Annotated in this window: 18 protein-coding genes; 9 read left to right on the plus strand and 9 right to left on the minus strand. The window is 70.5% G+C overall.

Annotated elements, in window-relative coordinates; all coding sequences use genetic code 11:
- Positions 1 to 70: 70 nt before the first annotated feature.
- Genes QHF85_RS24100 through QHF85_RS24125 form a run of 6 tightly spaced genes read left to right on the plus strand, consistent with a single transcriptional unit; the run spans position 71 to position 3,348 of the window.
- Positions 71 to 640, plus strand: coding sequence for a hypothetical protein (locus QHF85_RS24100; protein ID WP_281329637.1), 570 nt, complete (start codon positions 71 to 73; stop codon positions 638 to 640).
- 19 nt (positions 641 to 659) lie between these two features.
- Complete coding sequence (locus tag QHF85_RS24105; RefSeq protein ID WP_281329638.1) at positions 660 to 866, plus strand: hypothetical protein; 207 nt, start codon at positions 660 to 662, stop codon at positions 864 to 866.
- Positions 863 to 1,381: a V4R domain-containing protein gene (locus tag QHF85_RS24110; RefSeq protein ID WP_281329639.1), complete on the plus strand. Its 519-nt coding sequence runs from the start codon at positions 863 to 865 to the stop codon at positions 1,379 to 1,381. The genes QHF85_RS24105 and QHF85_RS24110 overlap by 4 nt, the downstream gene beginning before the upstream one ends.
- On the plus strand, positions 1,381 to 2,034 hold the full coding sequence (locus tag QHF85_RS24115; protein WP_281329640.1) for a V4R domain-containing protein: 654 nt from the start codon (positions 1,381 to 1,383) through the stop codon (positions 2,032 to 2,034). The genes QHF85_RS24110 and QHF85_RS24115 overlap by 1 nt, the downstream gene beginning before the upstream one ends.
- Positions 2,031 to 2,423, plus strand: a complete 393-nt coding sequence (locus QHF85_RS24120; RefSeq protein WP_281329641.1) for a hypothetical protein — start codon at positions 2,031 to 2,033, stop codon at positions 2,421 to 2,423. Before QHF85_RS24115 ends, QHF85_RS24120 begins: the two co-directional genes overlap by 4 nt.
- A 10-nt stretch (positions 2,424 to 2,433) precedes the next feature.
- Positions 2,434 to 3,348: an STAS domain-containing protein gene (locus tag QHF85_RS24125; protein WP_281329642.1), complete on the plus strand. Its 915-nt coding sequence runs from the start codon at positions 2,434 to 2,436 to the stop codon at positions 3,346 to 3,348.
- Positions 3,349 to 3,351: 3 nt separating this feature from the next.
- On the opposite strand, the gene QHF85_RS24130 is transcribed toward QHF85_RS24125, so the two are convergent.
- On the minus strand, positions 3,352 to 5,499 hold the full coding sequence (locus tag QHF85_RS24130; RefSeq protein WP_281329643.1) for an ATP-binding protein: 2,148 nt from the start codon (positions 5,497 to 5,499) through the stop codon (positions 3,352 to 3,354).
- Between the two features lie 330 nt (positions 5,500 to 5,829).
- Here QHF85_RS24130 and QHF85_RS24135 point away from each other — a divergent pair, with 330 nt between their 5' ends.
- Positions 5,830 to 6,171: a hypothetical protein gene (locus QHF85_RS24135; protein WP_281329644.1), complete on the plus strand. Its 342-nt coding sequence runs from the start codon at positions 5,830 to 5,832 to the stop codon at positions 6,169 to 6,171.
- A gap of 111 nt (positions 6,172 to 6,282) precedes the next feature.
- Here QHF85_RS24135 and QHF85_RS24140 read toward each other — a convergent pair whose 3' ends face one another.
- From QHF85_RS24140 to fabZ, 7 genes are read right to left on the minus strand one after another with little or no spacing between them, the layout of a single operon-like run.
- A complete protein-coding gene (locus QHF85_RS24140; RefSeq protein ID WP_281329645.1) occupies positions 6,283 to 6,948 on the minus strand; it encodes a nitroreductase family protein in 666 nt (221 codons plus the stop codon).
- The gene (locus QHF85_RS24145; RefSeq protein ID WP_281329646.1) at positions 6,945 to 7,700 is read right to left on the minus strand and encodes an SDR family NAD(P)-dependent oxidoreductase; all 756 of its coding nucleotides are present in this window, start codon (positions 7,698 to 7,700) and stop codon (positions 6,945 to 6,947) included. The genes QHF85_RS24140 and QHF85_RS24145 overlap by 4 nt, the downstream gene beginning before the upstream one ends.
- Positions 7,697 to 8,887 carry a beta-ketoacyl synthase N-terminal-like domain-containing protein gene (locus QHF85_RS24150; RefSeq protein ID WP_281329647.1) on the minus strand — a complete coding sequence of 397 codons (1,191 nt, stop codon included), beginning with the start codon at positions 8,885 to 8,887 and terminating at the stop codon, positions 7,697 to 7,699. Before QHF85_RS24150 ends, QHF85_RS24145 begins: the two co-directional genes overlap by 4 nt.
- Positions 8,884 to 10,161: a beta-ketoacyl-[acyl-carrier-protein] synthase family protein gene (locus tag QHF85_RS24155; protein WP_281329648.1), complete on the minus strand. Its 1,278-nt coding sequence runs from the start codon at positions 10,159 to 10,161 to the stop codon at positions 8,884 to 8,886. The genes QHF85_RS24150 and QHF85_RS24155 overlap by 4 nt, the downstream gene beginning before the upstream one ends.
- The gene (locus tag QHF85_RS24160) at positions 10,161 to 11,225 is read right to left on the minus strand and encodes a beta-ketoacyl synthase N-terminal-like domain-containing protein (protein ID WP_281329649.1); all 1,065 of its coding nucleotides are present in this window, start codon (positions 11,223 to 11,225) and stop codon (positions 10,161 to 10,163) included. Before QHF85_RS24160 ends, QHF85_RS24155 begins: the two co-directional genes overlap by 1 nt.
- Positions 11,216 to 12,475 carry a beta-ketoacyl-[acyl-carrier-protein] synthase family protein gene (locus QHF85_RS24165; protein WP_281329650.1) on the minus strand — a complete coding sequence of 420 codons (1,260 nt, stop codon included), beginning with the start codon at positions 12,473 to 12,475 and terminating at the stop codon, positions 11,216 to 11,218. The genes QHF85_RS24160 and QHF85_RS24165 overlap by 10 nt, the downstream gene beginning before the upstream one ends.
- Positions 12,472 to 12,939 carry a 3-hydroxyacyl-ACP dehydratase FabZ gene (fabZ, locus tag QHF85_RS24170; RefSeq protein ID WP_281329651.1) on the minus strand — a complete coding sequence of 156 codons (468 nt, stop codon included), beginning with the start codon at positions 12,937 to 12,939 and terminating at the stop codon, positions 12,472 to 12,474. Before fabZ ends, QHF85_RS24165 begins: the two co-directional genes overlap by 4 nt.
- Before the next feature lie 187 nt (positions 12,940 to 13,126).
- Here fabZ and QHF85_RS24175 point away from each other — a divergent pair, with 187 nt between their 5' ends.
- Both QHF85_RS24175 and QHF85_RS24180 read left to right on the plus strand, forming a co-directional pair.
- Complete coding sequence (locus QHF85_RS24175; RefSeq protein WP_281329652.1) at positions 13,127 to 14,737, plus strand: radical SAM protein; 1,611 nt, start codon at positions 13,127 to 13,129, stop codon at positions 14,735 to 14,737.
- Complete coding sequence (locus tag QHF85_RS24180; RefSeq protein ID WP_281329653.1) at positions 14,734 to 15,477, plus strand: 3-oxoacyl-ACP reductase family protein; 744 nt, start codon at positions 14,734 to 14,736, stop codon at positions 15,475 to 15,477. Before QHF85_RS24175 ends, QHF85_RS24180 begins: the two co-directional genes overlap by 4 nt.
- Here QHF85_RS24180 and QHF85_RS24185 read toward each other — a convergent pair whose 3' ends face one another.
- Positions 15,478 to 16,323 carry an STAS domain-containing protein gene (locus QHF85_RS24185; protein WP_281329654.1) on the minus strand — a complete coding sequence of 282 codons (846 nt, stop codon included), beginning with the start codon at positions 16,321 to 16,323 and terminating at the stop codon, positions 15,478 to 15,480.
- Positions 16,324 to 16,338 lie beyond the last annotated feature (15 nt).

A 16,338-nucleotide genomic window follows, 5' to 3' on the forward strand; every position in this document is an offset into this window, starting at 1 on the left:
AGGCATTTTGCGGAGCCTTGCGGAAAGCTCGCGAGAGCGCGTATCCTCGAACGGCACGAGGCGCGAGGTCATGCACGGCAAGAAATGGCGCATCAGCACGCTCTCGGACGTCGTATGGATCGTGCCGCGCCTCGGCGCCGGCGCCGTGCCCGAGGGCGCGTCGCCCGTCGCCCGGAGCCTCGCTGCGTGGCTCGTCGACGGCTGGTTCCCGGACGAACCCCGCTTCCATCCGCTCGTCGCCGACATCGCGGCCTTCCTCGCAGGGCCGCTCGGCGCGCGGGAGGGCGCGTCGTTCGCGGCGCAGCGGGCGAGTCTCCGGCGGGCGCTCGAGGCGGGCGAGCTGCGCGCGTTCAAGATGGAGATGCAGTTCGTCCTCGCGGCGGGCGGCCGCAAGGAAGAGCCGAAGGGCGAGAAGGTCGCAGCCCGGGAGGAAAAAACCTGGTTCGGCATCGAGCTCGTGGACGACGACGATCCGCCGAAGCCCGTGCCGTTCAAGCGATACCGCGTCGAGCTGCCGGACGGCGCGACGCGCGAGGGCATGCTCGACGAAAGCGGACGGGCGCGCATCACGGGCATCGACCCGGGGAGCTGCACGGTCACGTTTCCCGATTTCCACGGCGAGGATTGGCGCCGGCTCTAGCCGGCAACGGAGACATGGCGTGGGCAAAGAGCTCGTGCAGGTCGTGGAATTCGTGCGTGGGCGCGCCCGCGGCAATGCCGTGGTGGAGCTTGCGCGGCTGAATTTGCTCGTGGGGCGCGCCTTGTCGCGCAACGCCGAGTCGATCCCGGACGACCCGGAGCTCGTCGCGCGCGCGTGGGCCTGCGCGCGAGAGATCCTGGAACACGAAAGGAAGGCAAAACGATGAGCTCTCACCTCGCTCCGACGGCGGACCTCGAGCGCGGCATCACCACGCTCGGCGGGCGCCGCCTCGTGTTCCATTGCCACCATTACAACGTCTTTCTCCAGCGCACGATCGAGGACGCCCTGCAGGAGCGGGCCCCGAGGCTGCTCGTGGCCGCGGGGATGGAGGCGTCGCGCTCGATGCTGCAGAAGCTCGAAGCCGAGGCGGAGAGCGCCTCGGCGGCGGACGCGCTCCGTCGCGCGGCGGACATGTTCGCCGCGCAGGGGTTTGGCCGGGTCGACGTCGGCGAGCTCGGCGAGAGCGGCGGGCGGGCGACGCTCGATCATTCGCATTATGCCGTCGGCTGGGTCTCGCGCTGGGGCAAGCGGCCCTCGCCGGGTTGTTTCTTCGTCGCGGGGTTCCTCGCCGGCGCGCTCGCGGCCGCCCATCGCCTTTCGCCCGAGCGCATCACGAGCCGCGAGGTCGAGTGCGTCGCCGCCGGGGACGAGCGGTGCTCCTTCCGCGTGGAGGTGTGGTGATGGCCATCGACGAGCGTGTCATCGTCGAGACCGTCGTCGGCATGGGCCTCGCCGGCAACGAGGAGGGCCTCATCCCGGCGTTCGGTCTGTACCTGACGAACCATTACGCGGATTTCTACAACCGGATCTCGTTCGGCGTCCTCGGCGCGCTCGTCCGGGAGAACCCCGAGCTCACGGAGGACGCGATCGCGCTCCTCACGGAGGCGGCGCACGTCTGCGCGTTCCACACGTTCGGCGGCATCATGGCCTCCGTCGAGTGGGACGCGCTCGTGCAGCCCATGATCGAGAGCCGCGAGGACTGGGTCTTCGGCATGATGGCGGTGGTGAACGCCTTCGGCTGGGGCCGCTTCCGCGTCGCGGAGCTCTCGCCCGGCGAGCGGCTCGTCGTCGAGCTGCGGGACAGCTACGAGTCGTCCGGGTATCTCGAATCGTATCCGCGGGCCGACGGGCCACGTTGCTTTCTGGCGAACGGCGGCATGGCGGGGCTCATGAACCTCGTCTACCAGGGCGACATCACGCGCAGGCCCGCGCTCACGGAGGAGCTTTATCGCGAGGTATTCAGCCACCCGCGATCCTTCCGCTCCCGCGAGCGTCTTTGCGCAGCGCAGGGGGATTCGCACTGCGAGTTCGTCGTGGAGCGAATGCCGCAATGACGCTGGACGCCGGGCAAGACCGGCGGAGCTTCGCTTCGTACGGGCAGGTCCTCGACGTGGTCGATGTCGGCCGCGTGCGGATCACGCGGCGCTACAGCTGCATCCGGCGTGATCAGTACGAGATCGTGACGAACGAGCCCTTTCCGCCCGCGTTTCGAGATTGGCTCGCGTCGCGCGGCGAGGTGCGCGAGCGGCCCTCGTTCTACGTGATCGACGTGCCGGGGGCTTTTCAGCTCACGGTCGCTCCGCGCGCGGGCCGCGCGATTTTGATGCCTCGCCTTGCAACGGACCTCACGGGGCAGGCGAAGGCCGCGCGCGAGATCGCGGAGACGCTCGACCACGCGTTGGACCAGGGCTCCTGCCTGGCGATCACGCCACAAGCGGGGTAGAAGTGCCAGCGTGGACGTCGTGGACATGCAGTCGCGGATCGCGGCGCTCGAAGCGCGGCTCGCCGAGGAGATACAGGCCCGGCTGGCGCTCACCGAGGAGCTCGACCTGCTGCGGGCGGTGATCGACGAGATGCCCGTGGGCCTGATCGTCGAGGACGCGTCGGGCCGGCGCCGCATGTACAACGCGCATATGCGGGCCATCGCGGGCGAGCCCGGGGCGCGGCGTATATTCGTCTCGGATGGCGTCTCGCCGGCGCCGCTGGAGCGTGATCCGACGCTGCGGGCGCTCGGCGGCGAGGTGGTCGACAATCTCGAGAGCATGCTCGGCGCGCCCGACGGAGAGGGCCCCGGCACGTGGATCTCGCAGTCTTCGCGCCCGCTCCGCGGCGCGGACGGCGTGGTGCGCGGGGCGGTGACCGTGACGCGCGACGTGACGGAGCACAAGGACATCCTGCGCGAGCTCGACGAGGCGATCGTGGCGAGCGACGACGAGAAGCGCGCGCTCATCGATCGGCTGGAGGCGGGGATCGACGCGCTCTCGACGCCCATCATCGAGGTATGGGAGGACGTGCTCGCGCTCCCCGTCATCGGCGCCGTGGACGATCGGCGCGGCGCGGAGATCACGTCGCGGCTGCTCGACGCGGTCGTATCGAGGGGCTCGCGCTTCGTGATCATCGACTGGACCGGCGTCGATACGATGGACACGAACAGCGCGCGCCATTTGCTGGACCTCGTCCGCGCCGTGGAGCTCGTGGGCGCCGAGTGCATCCTCACCGGCATTCGCCCGGCCGTCGCCGTCTCCTTGCTGCACCTCGACGTGCGGTTCGAGCACCTCCGCCTCCTGCGGAGCGTGAAATACGGCCTGCGGCATTGCTTCGCGCGGCTCGGCCGGGGCGCTGGAATGCCGAAGCGCGGCGCGGGGTGACGATCAGCGCGGCCGCGTCGACGGCCGCGACGTCATGGACGCGGTGGGCAAACGCATGACGAAGGCGGCTCCCTTGCCGCTCCCCTCGCTGTGCGCGGTGATCGTGCCGCCGTGCAGCTCGACGAGGTGCTTGACGATGGCCAGGCCGAGGCCGAGGCCGCCATGCGAGCGGGTCATTCCGCTGTCGGCCTGCTTGAACTTGTCGAACACGTGCGGCAGGAATGCCGGCGTGATGCCTTGGCCGTTATCGGTGACGGAGAGCTCGAGCGACCCGTCCAGGCGGCGCAGATGCACCCGCACCCAGCCGGCCTTCGGCGTGAATTTGATCGCGTTGCCGAGCAGGTTCGTCACGATCTGGAGCAGCCGGCCCGGGTCCCCCGGGACGCGCTCCTGCGTTTCGAGCAGGCCCTCGATGCAGATCGACTTGGCCTCCGCCGCCGGGCGGACTGCTTCGATCGCCGATTCGACGATGCTCGAGAGCTCGAGCGGCTGGATGCTGTTCAGCTGGAGCTTGCCCGCGACGATGCGCGAGACGTCGAGCAAATCCTCGATCAGCGCGACTTGCGCGCGGATGTTCCGCTCGACCGTGGCGAGCGCGCGCTCGCGTTTCTCGGCGGGGAGGATGTTGTCGCGGAGCATCGTGGTCCAGCCGAGCGAGGCATTGAGGGGGCTGCGCAGCTCGTGGCTCAGGAGGGCGAGAAATTCGTCTTTCGCGCGGTTCGCGCTCTCCGCCTCGGCGCGCGCCCTGGCTTCGGCCTCGTAGAGGCGCGCTCGTTCCATGGCCTGCGCGCAGAGGCGCGCGAGCGTCGTGAGCAGCGCCCGATCCGCCTCGCTGAATCCTCGCGCCGCGTCGAACGACAGGACCAGGGCCCCGAGCCCGCGCTCCTCGAACAGCATGGGTACGGCCGCCAGGGCCTCGTCGCCGGGGGAGCGCAAGGGCGCGATTTCGGGATATCGCTCGGCCACCGCGGCCGCCGTCTCGAAGAAGAGCGGGCGCTGCTCCCGGATCGCGTCCGTCATCGGCAGCGGGTAATCGAGCGGCACGCTCGACCATGGCGCAATGCGCGCCTCGTCGTACCCGACCGTTTGCAAGAGCGTGGTCGTCGTATTTCCCTCCGTGAGCACGCTCAGGGCGGCCCGCTCGGCGCCGAGGATCGCCCGGCCCTGGCTCACCGCGACCACGGCCACCTGCAGGCTCGTTTGCGCCTCCGACAGGGCCGCGGCCACGCTCATCAGCCGGTGCAGGTTCTGGCGCTTGGTGGCGGCGCGCGCCTCGGCCATGCGGAGCTCCGTCACGTCGACCTCCGTCATGGCCACCCGCGCGACGCGCCCCTCCACGCGCACGGGAAAGTAGCTCGTGAGCGCGTATCGATGGCGCGACCGCCCGGGGAGGGGACGGGCGACCTCGAGGTTGAGGAGCGGCTCGCCCGTGGCGAAGACGCGCTCGAGGCGCTCGATCGTGGCGGTCGTCTCCGGGCCTTCGGGGAGCGCCTCGTCGAGTGTGCGCCCGACGTGCTCCTCGGCGGGCGCGCCGTGCATCGCTGCGAGCGCCGGGTTGATACGCTCGCAGCGCAGGTGCGCGTCGAAGATGGCGATGCCGATGGGCGCGCCCGCGACGACGGCGTCGAGCACGGCGGCGCTGCTCGCGGCCTCGGCCTGGGCGCGTCGTTCGCGGGCGAGCAGCGCGGCCCGCTCCCGTTCGAAGAGCTCGGCCTCGCGGACGCGCAGGTGCTCGGCGCGACGCCAGAGCTCGGCGAACGCGGCGACCTTCGCCCGCAGCACGTCCGGGTTGAAGGGCTTGGGCAGGTAGTCGACCGCGCCGTGCGCATACCCTTTGGCTTGATAGGCGTCGTCGCGGTGAAACGCGGAGATGAAAATGATCGGGATGTCCCGCGTGCGTTCGAGCCTGCGGACGAGGGCCGCGGTCTCGAACCCGTCCATGTCGGGCATGTTGACGTCGAGCACGATGACCGCGAAGTCGTTGCTCAAGAGCTGCCGGAGCGCGTCTCGACCCGAGCTCGCGCGCATCAGATGCAGGCCCAAGGGCTCCAGCACGACCTCCAGGGCGAGCAGGTTCGCCGGGTGGTCGTCGACGAGGAGCACGCAGGGGACAGCGGACGGGGTGGACGGCGGGCAGATGTCCTGGCTCATGAGGTCAGGGTCGGCACACAGGGTGGGCGTCGTCGCGGCGCGGAGTGTAAAACATCTTCGAATTGGAAAAGGGGACGGATTCGAAAAAATCTTCGTTCTCCCCACGGTTGTCGTGAAGAATAGTATGCCAATACGATGTTTCGGACGTTTCGTCCAAGACGAAGGAACCGCGATTGAGGGGGGACTCACCCAGCGTCTGAATGGCCGCGGGAGAATCCTTACGCACGACTGGGGTACGGTCCGCATGGATCGGCCGTGCGTCCATGGCCTATCGTCCTTCTTAAAATGAAGGTGCTTCCCGTTGGCGACGGGTCTCTGACGACCTTCCTCATGCGCGTCATCGAGGCGTCGCTCCGGGGGCCGCTCGTGAATGCCTTTCGCAACGCGCGTGTACCCGATCCCGTGGTGCTGGTGCTTTGCAAGGAGGATGGATCGGACGCGGGGAGCATCGAATGCGCCGTCGAGTCGACGGAGCGCGCCGCCAAGGTGCTCGTCGATATGGCCGCCGTGCGTGGGGATGACCGGCCTGCGCGGGTCGCTCGGGCGCTCCGCACGATGGACAGGCCCATCGGCTTCATTCCCTGCGTCGCGGGCGCCGACGATAAGATCGTGCTCGTGCTGCTGGAGCAAGCCGCCCTGGAGAGCACATGCGCGAGCGATGACGCGCGGTGAGCGGCCTCCTCGAACGCACGACCCGAAAGGTCGTCCACGAGCAAGGGACCGAGACTCCCTGATACCGCGCTGACCGTGATCGCGACGAGCCGCGCCGCGGATGGGGGCTCGTCAGTCCTCCACCCATTGCACGACGCGATCGATGGGCTTTCGCCCGGGCGGCGGCGCGTCGCCGAGGGGGTATCCGATCGCCACGGCGCCCACCATCCGGAACGGCTCCCGGATGCCGAGCAGCGCCTCGATCTCGGGCTTCGCGATCATCGGGCCCGCCATCCAGCAGGCGCCGAGGCCCTCGGCGTGCGCCTGGAGCAGCATCGCCATCACGGCCGCGCTCGTCGAGCAGAGCTCGGCCTGCATGCTGCGAGCCGTGTGATACTGCGCCGGATCCCCGCCGCCCGAGGTGATGAGGTCGGCGATGAGATCGGGATACTCGCGCCATTGCGGCACCACGATCGCCGCGGCGCTCTCGAGCGGCTCGTGGAAGAAATCACCATAATTGGCGAAATCCTCGGCGTGGTGGCCGCGGTGGATGATCGCCTTGATCTCCTCGGCCCGGGCCCGCACGGCCGCGGCGATTTGTTTGCGTTTGTCCGCGGCCGTGACGACCGTGAAGCGCCAGGGCTGCCGGTTCGTGTTCGAGGGCGCGGTGATCGCGGCTTGCACGAGCCGCGCGAGCACCTCCTTCGGCACGGGCCTGTCCTCGAATTCGCGGCGCGACCGCCGCGTCTCGAGCCACGCCAGCGTCCCCGGGCCCCCGACCCCGCCCGGGCCGCTCATTCCAGCTTGAATCCGCCGTCCACGTTCCATATCTGTCCCGTCACGTAGCTCGCCTCGTCCGAGACGAGGAAGGCGACCACGGCCGCGATTTCCTCGGGGCGGCCGACGCGCTTGAGCAGGATGCGTTTCGCGAGCTCGTCGGGCGCGAGGGCCCGGAGCTCGGCCGTCATGTCGGTCTCGACGAGGCCCGGCGCGACGGCGTTCACGCGCACGCCGCGCGGCGCGAGCTCGACCGCGAGCGCGCGGGTGAACGACTCGACGGCGCCCTTCGACGCGGCATACAGCGATTGCCCGCGGCCCGGGCGCTGCGCGGCCGCGCTGGAGACGTTGACGATCGCGCCACGACGCCGCGAAATGAAGCGCCGCGCGGCTTCACGGCAGCAAGACACGACGCCCGCGGCGTTCGTGTCGAAGACGTGATCGTAATCGTCGTCCGTGCTCGCGCCGAGGAGGCCGTCGCGGGTGACGCCGGCATTGCAGACGAGCGCGTCGAGCGGCCCGAGCGCGGCCTCGGCCTGCTCGAAGAGGGACGCGACCTCCGCGGCGCGCGACACGTCGGCGCGGAGAGCGACGGCCCGCGCCCCGAGCGCCTCCACCGCGGCCACGGTCTTTTCCGCAGCGTCCTCGTCGTGGCGATAATCGACGGCGACGGCGTATCCACGCCGCCCGAGCGCCTCCGCGATGGCGCGCCCGATCCCGCGCGAGGCGCCCGTGACGAGCGCGACGCGGGATCGTTCCTTGGTTTCGCTCATGGAACCTCCACGCGCACGGCGCCCGCGAGCCCCGGCATGCCGGCCGAGAGGCCGAGGGCCGAGCGAGCGCGTGTCTCCTCGGCGCGGACGAGCGGGCGGAGCGGGCCAACGGCCGGACGATCGAGGCCCGCGATGGGCGGAAGCGCGCCCGCGCGGAGCGCCTCGGCGAGCAGGATCGCCTGCACGACCGCGGTCGCGCCGCCGAGGTGGCCCGTCGAAGCCGTCAAGGCGAGCAGCGTGGCCGAGGGGCCGAGGACACCGGCGAGCGCCGCGCGTTCGGCCGCGTCGCGCGTTGGCGAGGCGAGCGCGGCTCCGTCGACGATCGTGTCGTCCGCGGAGAGAGCGGATGCGAGCGAGGCGAGCGCGCGCGGCGAGGGAAAGTCGACGGCCCCGTCCGCGGTCGCCGCGGCCGAGACGAACGAGATCGCTCGCTCGCCTGCGTCTTCGGGCCGCTCCAGCACGACCGCCGCGGCCGCCTCGCCGGGCACGATCCCCGCCGCGCGCTCGTCGTACGGGGCGACGATTGCCGCGGGCGTCGCGGCTGCCGTCGCGGCGCCGGACGTGCCGAGCGAGAGGAGCGTCTCCGGCTCGACGAGCGAGTCGTACGCGAAGACGAGCGCCGCATCGACGCGGTCCGTGGCGAGAGCGACGATCGCCGCCTGGAGCGCCTGCGCCCCCGCGTTCGAGCCCGCCGTGGTCGTGCCGTCACCCTTGGCGCCGAGGTCGATCGAGAGCAGCGCGTGCGCGTTGTTCGACAGGTGGAACAGCATCCAGAACGGGTGCAGCAGGGAAAAACCTTGCCCCCATGCGCCCGTCGCGCGCTCGTCGCCCGTTTGTCGTTCGAGTACGGGCATCAAATCGTCCCAGTGCGCGCGCAGGCCGCCATACCCGCAAAAAAGCCCGAGCCGCGCGCCTTTCGCGGGAGCGCCCGAGCGGGCGAGGGCCTCGGCCCCGACCTCCATGCCGAAGAGCCCCATCCGCTTGACGAATTTGCGGTGCTTCGTCGGCCGGGGCGCGCTCGGGATCGTGGCGGCGAGGCGGCAGGCGTAGGTGCTCGCGTCGAAATGGGCATTCGGGGCCGCCGCGCGCTCGCCCGCGAGGAGCCTCCGGAGCACGGTCGCGGCGTCATCACCGAGCGGGGTGCGCAGGGAACATCCCGTCACGGCCATCCGGCCCGCGTGCGTCACCGGGGTCTCCCGAGGAGGACGCTCACGTTTTGCCCGCCAAACCCGAAGGAGTTCGAGAGGACGTAGTCGACGCGTTTGGCGAGGGGCCGAGGGCCGATCACGTGGATGGGGCACTCCGGATCCGGCTCCTCGAAATGCGCCGTCCCGGGCAAGAGATCCCGCGTGAACGCGAGCAGGCACGCGGCAAGCTCGATCGCGCCGGCGGCGGCCATCAGGTGACCGACGGCGCCCTTGATGCTCGAGGTGGGCACGTCGCCGAAGAGCGCGCGGATCGCCTTCGCCTCGGCGATGTCGTTCAGCTGCGTCCCCGTGCCGTGGGCATTGACGTACCCGACGTCGGCCGGGCGCAGGTTGGCGCGACGAACGGCTCGCTCCATGGCCGCGAGCGCGCGCGAGCCGTCGGGGCGGGGCGCCGTCGCGCGGTAGGCGTCCTGCGTGGTCGCATGGCCGGCGATGACCGCGAAGATCTCCGCGCCGCGCGCGCGCGCCCGGGACTCCTCCTCGACCACGAACATCGCCGCGCCCTCGCCGACGACGAGCCCGTCGCGGCGCCGATCGAACGGCCTGCACGCCGAGGGCTCGGCCCGCGGCGACGGCGCGCCGAGGCGGGACATGCCGCCGATGCCGAGCGGGTTGACCATCGAGTCGGCCGCGCCGCAGAGGACGACGTCGGCCGCGCCCCGCTCGATCCACGAGGCCGCGTGCGCGACGGCCATGCCGCCCGCCGCGCAAGCCGAGACGTGCACGGCGACGCGGCCCGAGAGGCCGATCACAGCGCGGATCTTCTCGGCGGTGAGGTCGACGCGCGAGCGGAACCGGACGCCCTCGGGGCCCGCGAGATCCCCCGCGCCGATGCGGATCTCGTCGCCGTCGAGCTGCTCGGCGAGGTCCTCCAGGAACGCCTGTTCGAGCCCGAGCCCGATGGAGAGTGATGCCTTGCGCTCGGCCCCCCCGCACCGCGCGTGGCGCCACGCCTCGGCCGCCGCGACGAGGCCGAAACACACCTTGCGGTCGCGCAGGAGGCCCGCGTCCTCCCACGCCGTGGCCTCGCCGACGTGGAGCAGCATGCCGCGGTGTTTTTCCAGGAACGAGGCGCCCGTCTTGTCGAGCGGCACCTCGCCTGCGACGCGCGTGGGGAAGGTGCGCGCGTCGAAGCTGCGGATCGGGCCGACGGCGCTCTTGCCCGCGGCGAGGCCGTTCGCGAGCGCGTCGTAGCCGACGCCGAACGCGCTGACGGCGCCGACGCCCGTGATCACCGCGCGTCGCGCGCCCATCACGCGCCCCCTTTCGTGAGCACGACGGCCCCGAGATCCCCGTCCGGGCCCGCGGAGAGGACGAGCGCGCGGTGTTTGTCGAGGTGCACGAGCAGATCGAGCGCGAGCACCCAGGCGAGCGCTGGCGTCGCGGCGAGCGACTCGCCGAGGGAGAGCGAGGCGTCCACCGAGAGCTCCGCTTCGAGCATCTCGGGCAGATCCACGAGCGCCTCACGCGCGGGCGCGCCCCAGGGCGCGAGCACGACCACGTCGCAAGGCTGGTCTTCGAGCGCGTCGAGCGCGGCGGGCACGGCCGCGTCGCGCAGCACGCCCGTGCGCGGGACGAGCGCGCCGCGAGGGCGATCGACCGGAAAAAACCGCACCGCTTCCACGTACCCGAGGGGCGCTTCGGCCTCGCTCGTGATCGCGAGCGCTGCGGCGCCCTCGGCTGGCATGAGCCCTTGCCGCAGGAAACCTTCGCGCTCGAGCTCGGCCATCGTGACCGGGTGCAGGGCCGTGTCTGCGCCGCCGACGAGCGCGCGCTCGCACGCGCCCGACGTGATCGCGGCGCACGCCTCTTCGAGCGCGGTCAGCGTGCCCGCGCCGCGCGAGAAAAACGCGGCGTTCGGGCCCGCGAGGCCTTCGAGGATCGCCCCGTGGCAGAGCGTGAAGTTGTTCATGATCTGGAACGCGAACAGGGGATTGCAGGCGTCGAGCCCCTCACGGCCGCAGCGCGCGAGCGAGAACTGGCCCTCCACCATGCTCGCCGCGACGAGCCGCGCGACCTCGTCCATCTCCGCGCCCGAGGCGCCGACGCCGAAGAACGCGCCGATCTCGTCGCGCCCTTCGTCCCAGCGCGCCTCGGCGAGCGCGCCGCGCATCACGAGCGCGGAGAACCACGCGGCGCGCGACATGAGCTTCCTTTGCCGGATGTCCTCGGGCCGCGACGGCGCGGGCGCGGCGAGCTCACGCGGGGAAGGGATGCCGTCTTCGAGCACGCGACGGGCGAGCCCGGGGCCCGAGAGGCCCGCTGCCGTCAGGGTCGAGACGGCGACGACAGGGAGGCCTTTTCCGTCTAGGCGCATCGGCTCACCACGAGGCTCGCGTTCGCGCCGCCGAACGCGAAGGCGTTGACGAGCGCCGCTTCCACGGGTTTTCGCAGGGCCGCGCCTGCGACGTGCGGCAAGGCGCACGCGGGATCCGGCGCATCGAGGCCCGCCGTCGGCAGGCAGAGCCCTTCCTCGACCGCTTCGAGCGCGCACAAAAAGCCGATCGCCCCCGCGCCCGCGATCCAGTGCCCGACCGCGCCTTTCACCGCGCCGACGTGCGCGTCCGGGAGCGCGTCGCCGAGGACCCGCCGGATCGCCGCGGCTTCGACGGCGTCGTTGAGCTGCGTGCTCGTGCCGTGCGCTTGCACGTACCCGATCTTCACGTGGCCCGCGTCCTCGATCGCGCCGCGCATGGCCCGCTCGGCCCCGTCGCCCGTCGGATCGGGCGCCGTGAGGTGGTGCGCGTCGAGCGTGCGCGCGGCCCCTCGGATCTCGGCGCGCGGCGCGTCGCCGGCGTCCGCCGCGAGCACCACGAACGCCGCGCCTTCGCCCACGACGAACCCGTCGCGCCGCACGTCGAACGGGCACGAGACGCCGCGCGCGCTGAGCGCGCCGAGCAGGCCGAATCCTACGAGCATGAACGGATCGACGTCCGCGCCGACGCCGCCCGCGAGCGCGACGTCGCAGAGCCCGAGCCGGATCGCCTGCGTGGCCGAGACGATCGCCGCCGCGCCCGACGCGCAGGCGAGCGAGATCGTCTCGACGGGCCCCTCGGCGCCGATCCGCGCCGCGAGCGCCGAGGCGACCGCGGCGGGCGAGACCGCGGCCGCGTGCACGGACGTCGCGAGCCGCCGCGCGTCCTCGCCGAAGCGCGCGTGATCGAAGCGCGCGCCGCCGCCCGCCGCGCGCGAGAGCGCGAAGATCGTCCCGTACGTGGCCCGGCCGCTCTCGGCGCCGACGAACACGCCGATCCGCGAGGGCGCGGCGCTCACGCGGGCCTCGGCCCACGCCTCGTCCGCGGCGCGCCGCGCGAGCGCGAGGCGGCGATCTTCGGCTTCGTCGAGGGGGGGTTTGGGGGCGTAGCTCGGCTTGTCCGAGCGTAGCCCCCGAGCGTCGAGTGCGAAGGGGACCGTCGCCGCGACCTGCGAGGGATATCCTTCGACGTCAAAATGCTTGACGGGCTCGACCGCGGATCGACCTTCCGCGAGCGCATCTCTCGACGCGGGCCACGTCTCGCCGAGCGGCGTGATCGCGCCTCGACCGCGCACGAAGACCTGTCGCTTCAAGGCTCCTCCGCGGCTCCCGTGAGCCATATGTCGAGGACCTCGCGCCGCCGCGCGAGCACCTTCGGGTTCGTCACGCGTGCGAATGCGAAGCCGAGCTCGGCCGTCGCCACGACCTCACCGTCGACCCGGGCTTTGCCTTTCACCTGCCCACCTTCTTCTCGTGCGAGGATCGTCTCCGCTTCGAGCTCGAGTTTGTCTCCGGGCCTGACGATGCGCCGGAAGCGGGCGCGATCGATCATCGTGAGCAGCGCGTGCACGTCCTCGTGCCCCTCGGCGCGCCGGCTCGCTTCGAGCAGCACGCCGCCGAGCTGCGCGAGCGCCTCGATCACGAGCGCGCCGGGCATCACGGGGTGGCCAGGGAAGTGGTCCGCGAAGGTGTCGTCCGAGAGCGACACGCACTTGACACCGGTCGCGAGGCGCGGCGGTTCGAGCCGCGTGATCCGATCGAGCAGCAGGTAACGCACGTGCGGCGAGAATAGCAGTACGAATTGACGGCCAAGGTGCCGAGAGTGGAAGATACGTCCACACGAGGGGAGCGCCATGGATTGCGTTAGCTGCATCACTCCGACCCGACAGGACCGGCCGCATACGTTCTTTCATCACGAGCGGGCGGCGTGTCCGACGTGCCGCGAAACGCACGAGGGGCGCGTCGTGCTGCGCGGCGATAGCCCCGTGCGGCTCCTGCTTTGCCCCACGTGTGGGCCTTCGGAAGAAATTCTTCCTGGCACTGCAACGGAGTATGTCGACCGCTTCCTCGCGCGCGGCGAGGTGCCCGAGGGGTTCGAGGGGGAGATCGAGTTCAAGGAGACGACGTCCACCTGCCCGAGCTGCCTGACGCTCTTGCCCGCGAAGGTCGTGATCCGCGACGGCCGCGTGTATTTCAAGAAAAACTGCGCGGCATGCGGGCCCTCGGAGGCGCTCGTCTCGGAGGACGCGAAGTATTACGTGCGCGCCTATGCGTTCGCGCGTGCCGGCACCGAGCCGCTCAAGTTCGCCACGAAGGTCGAGCACGGCTGCCCCACCGATTGTGGGACCTGCAATGATCACGAGCAGCACACCTGCCTGCCGATCATCGAGGTCACCGACCACTGCAACCTCGAGTGCCCGATCTGCATCGTCGACAACCAGTACTCGAACCACATCGATCTCGACACATTTACGCGCATGATCGATACCCTCGTCGTGAACGAGGGCCAGTGCGAGTCCGTGGCGCTTTCCGGCGGCGAACCGACGAGCCACCCGCAGATTCTCGACCTCGTGCGGATCGCGAGCCGCCCCGAGATCGGCCGCGTCGTGGTGATCACGAACGGCATTCGGCTCGGCAAGGACCGGGCGTTCGCGAAGGCGCTCAAGGAGAGCGGCGCGTACGTCGGCCTGCAGCTCGACGGCTTCACCGCCGATACGCACGAGAAGATCCGCGGGCGTGACCTCGTGAAGGAGAAGGAGGCAGCGCTCGCGGTGCTGCGCGAGCTCCAGATCCCGACGCAGATCATCTTCGTGGCGACGCGCGGCGTGAACGACGATCAGATCGGAAAGGTCGTCGAGCTCTTCCTGTCGGAGGACCATTTCCTCTCGCTGAACTTCCAGCCCGCCGCGTACACGGGCCACGGCGGCGGCCTCTTCGGCCACGATCCGATGGATCGGCTCACGATCCCGGGCGTCGTGCGGCGCGTGGACGAGCAGACGGGCGGCAAGCTCAAGGTGGAGGATTTCTTCCCGCTGCCCTGCTCGCACCCGCAATGCGTGTCGCTCACGTACCTGCTCCGCCTCGAAGACGGCACGTTCCTGCCGTTCTCGCGGTTCGTCGATTTCACGAAGCACGGCTCGCTCCTCCGTTCGAGCGCGACGCTCCCCGCGACGCCGGAGATGGAGCAGACGCTCCAGGACGTGCTCTACGACGTCTACGCGCGGCAGGACGAGATCGAGCGCGGGCCGGAGATCCTCGCGGCGCTGAAGCGTACGCTGAAGGTGATGTTCCCGGATCGGGCGATGACGCAGAAGGAGAGCCTGCTCATCGGCGAGCAGCAGGCGAAATCGATCTTCCTGCACCATTACATGGACCGTCACGATTTCGATCTCGAGCGGCTGCGCAAGTGCTGCCACCATTACCCGCAGACGGACGGGCGGATCATGCCGGCGTGCGGCTTCAACATGTTCCACCGCGGCGCGGCGAAGGGGCCGGGGACAGAGACGCCGTCCTGGGGCAAGAAGCCCTGGGTGAAGGAAAATGGGACGACGCGCCTCTCGATCGTGAATTCATGACGAAGCTTTGCGAAGGGCACATCGCCCTGGTGACGGGCGGATCCAAGGGGCTCGGGCGGGCGATCGCCGTGACGCTCGCCCGCGAAGGGGCGCACGTCGGGTTCAACTGGACGAAATCGGAGGCCGAGGCGAAGGAGACGCTCGCCGAGATCGAGGCGCACGGGGTGCGGGGATTTTCGTTCCGAACGAGCGTCCTCGACAAACAGGGCCTCGCCGCGGCCGTGAAGGAGATGGAGGGCGCGGTGGGGACGGTGGACGTGCTCGTGAACAACGCGGGCGTGTCCGACGTGGTTCCGCTCGCCTTGATGGACGAGGACGACTGGGACCGCGTGATGGATACGAACGTGAAAGGCACGTTCCTCGCCACGCAGGCCGTCCTGCGGGGCATGGTGAAGCTGCGGCGCGGGCGTATCCTCAACATCGGCTCGCTCGCCGGCGTGAAGATGATGCAAGCGCCGGTGCATTACTGCACGGCGAAGGCGGCCATCAAGGGTTTTACGGAGTCCCTGGCCAAGGAGATCGGGCGGTACGGGATCACCGTGAACAACCTCGCGCCCGGGGTGCTCGAAAGCGGGGTCAGCGTGAATTTGCCGAAAGGTCGGCTCGACGACTATCTCCGGCATACCGCGCTCGGGCGGCTCGGCACGTTCCAGGAGGTCGCCGAGATGGCGGCGTTTTTGGTGTCGGATCGCGCGTCGTACGTGAATGGGGCGACCATTCTGGTGGACGGCGCGGTGTAATCACCGCCGCGCGCCGAGCGCGTGCGCCACGCCTTGCTTCAGCGTGGCGAACGTGACGAGGTGTTCGAGATCATGGCCGAGCGCGACGAGCGTCCGCGCCACGTCGGCGCGAATGCCCGTGAGCAGGGCGCGCGCGCCGAGGAGCAAGGCCGCGCGCGCGCCCGAGACGATGAGGTCCGCGACGTGCGCGTCCATCGCCTCGACGCCCGTGACGTCGAGGATCACGAAGCGCGCGCCGTGCGCCACGATGCCCTGCGTGAGCGCGCCGAGCACGCCCTTGGCGCGGGCCTCGTCGATCGCGCCGATGAGCGGCAGGACGAGCGTGCCCTCGGCGATGGGCAAGAGCGGATTCGAAAGGCGCGAGAGGAGCTCGGCCTGGAGGCGCACCGTCTCCTCGATGACGGCGGCCTTGCGGATCGCCTCCGCGGCGAGCCTCTCCGCGGTCGCGTCGGTGAACGCCGAGATGCGGATCGTGCGGTCGCCCCTCTGAAAATTCTGCCCGCGGATGCGGGCGACGAACGTGGTGCCGTCCATCCGCACGAGCGTGGCCTCGTAGGGCGCGTCGTAGCCCGCGCGCTGGTTTTCCGCGACGAGCGCGCGCGACTCGGGCGCGACGAACTCGATCGCGTGCTTGCCAATCGCGTCCTCGCGCTTGCCCCGGAACATCACCTCGAACTGCGGATTCGTGTCGATCACGAGGCCGTTCTCGAAGACGGTGAGCGTCTCTTGCGTGACGTCGAGCATGCGCCGGATACGCCACGCGTCGTCTTCGAGGCGTGTTAGGGTGGCCCGCGCCGCGGCGAGGGCCTCGACACGCGAACCATCGAGTGCTCCATCGTTGCCCACGGCGGCATCGTACCG

It is taken from the genome of Polyangium sp. 6x1 (assembly GCF_029946515.1).
Taxonomy (GTDB): Bacteria; Myxococcota_A; Polyangia; order Polyangiales; family Polyangiaceae; genus Polyangium.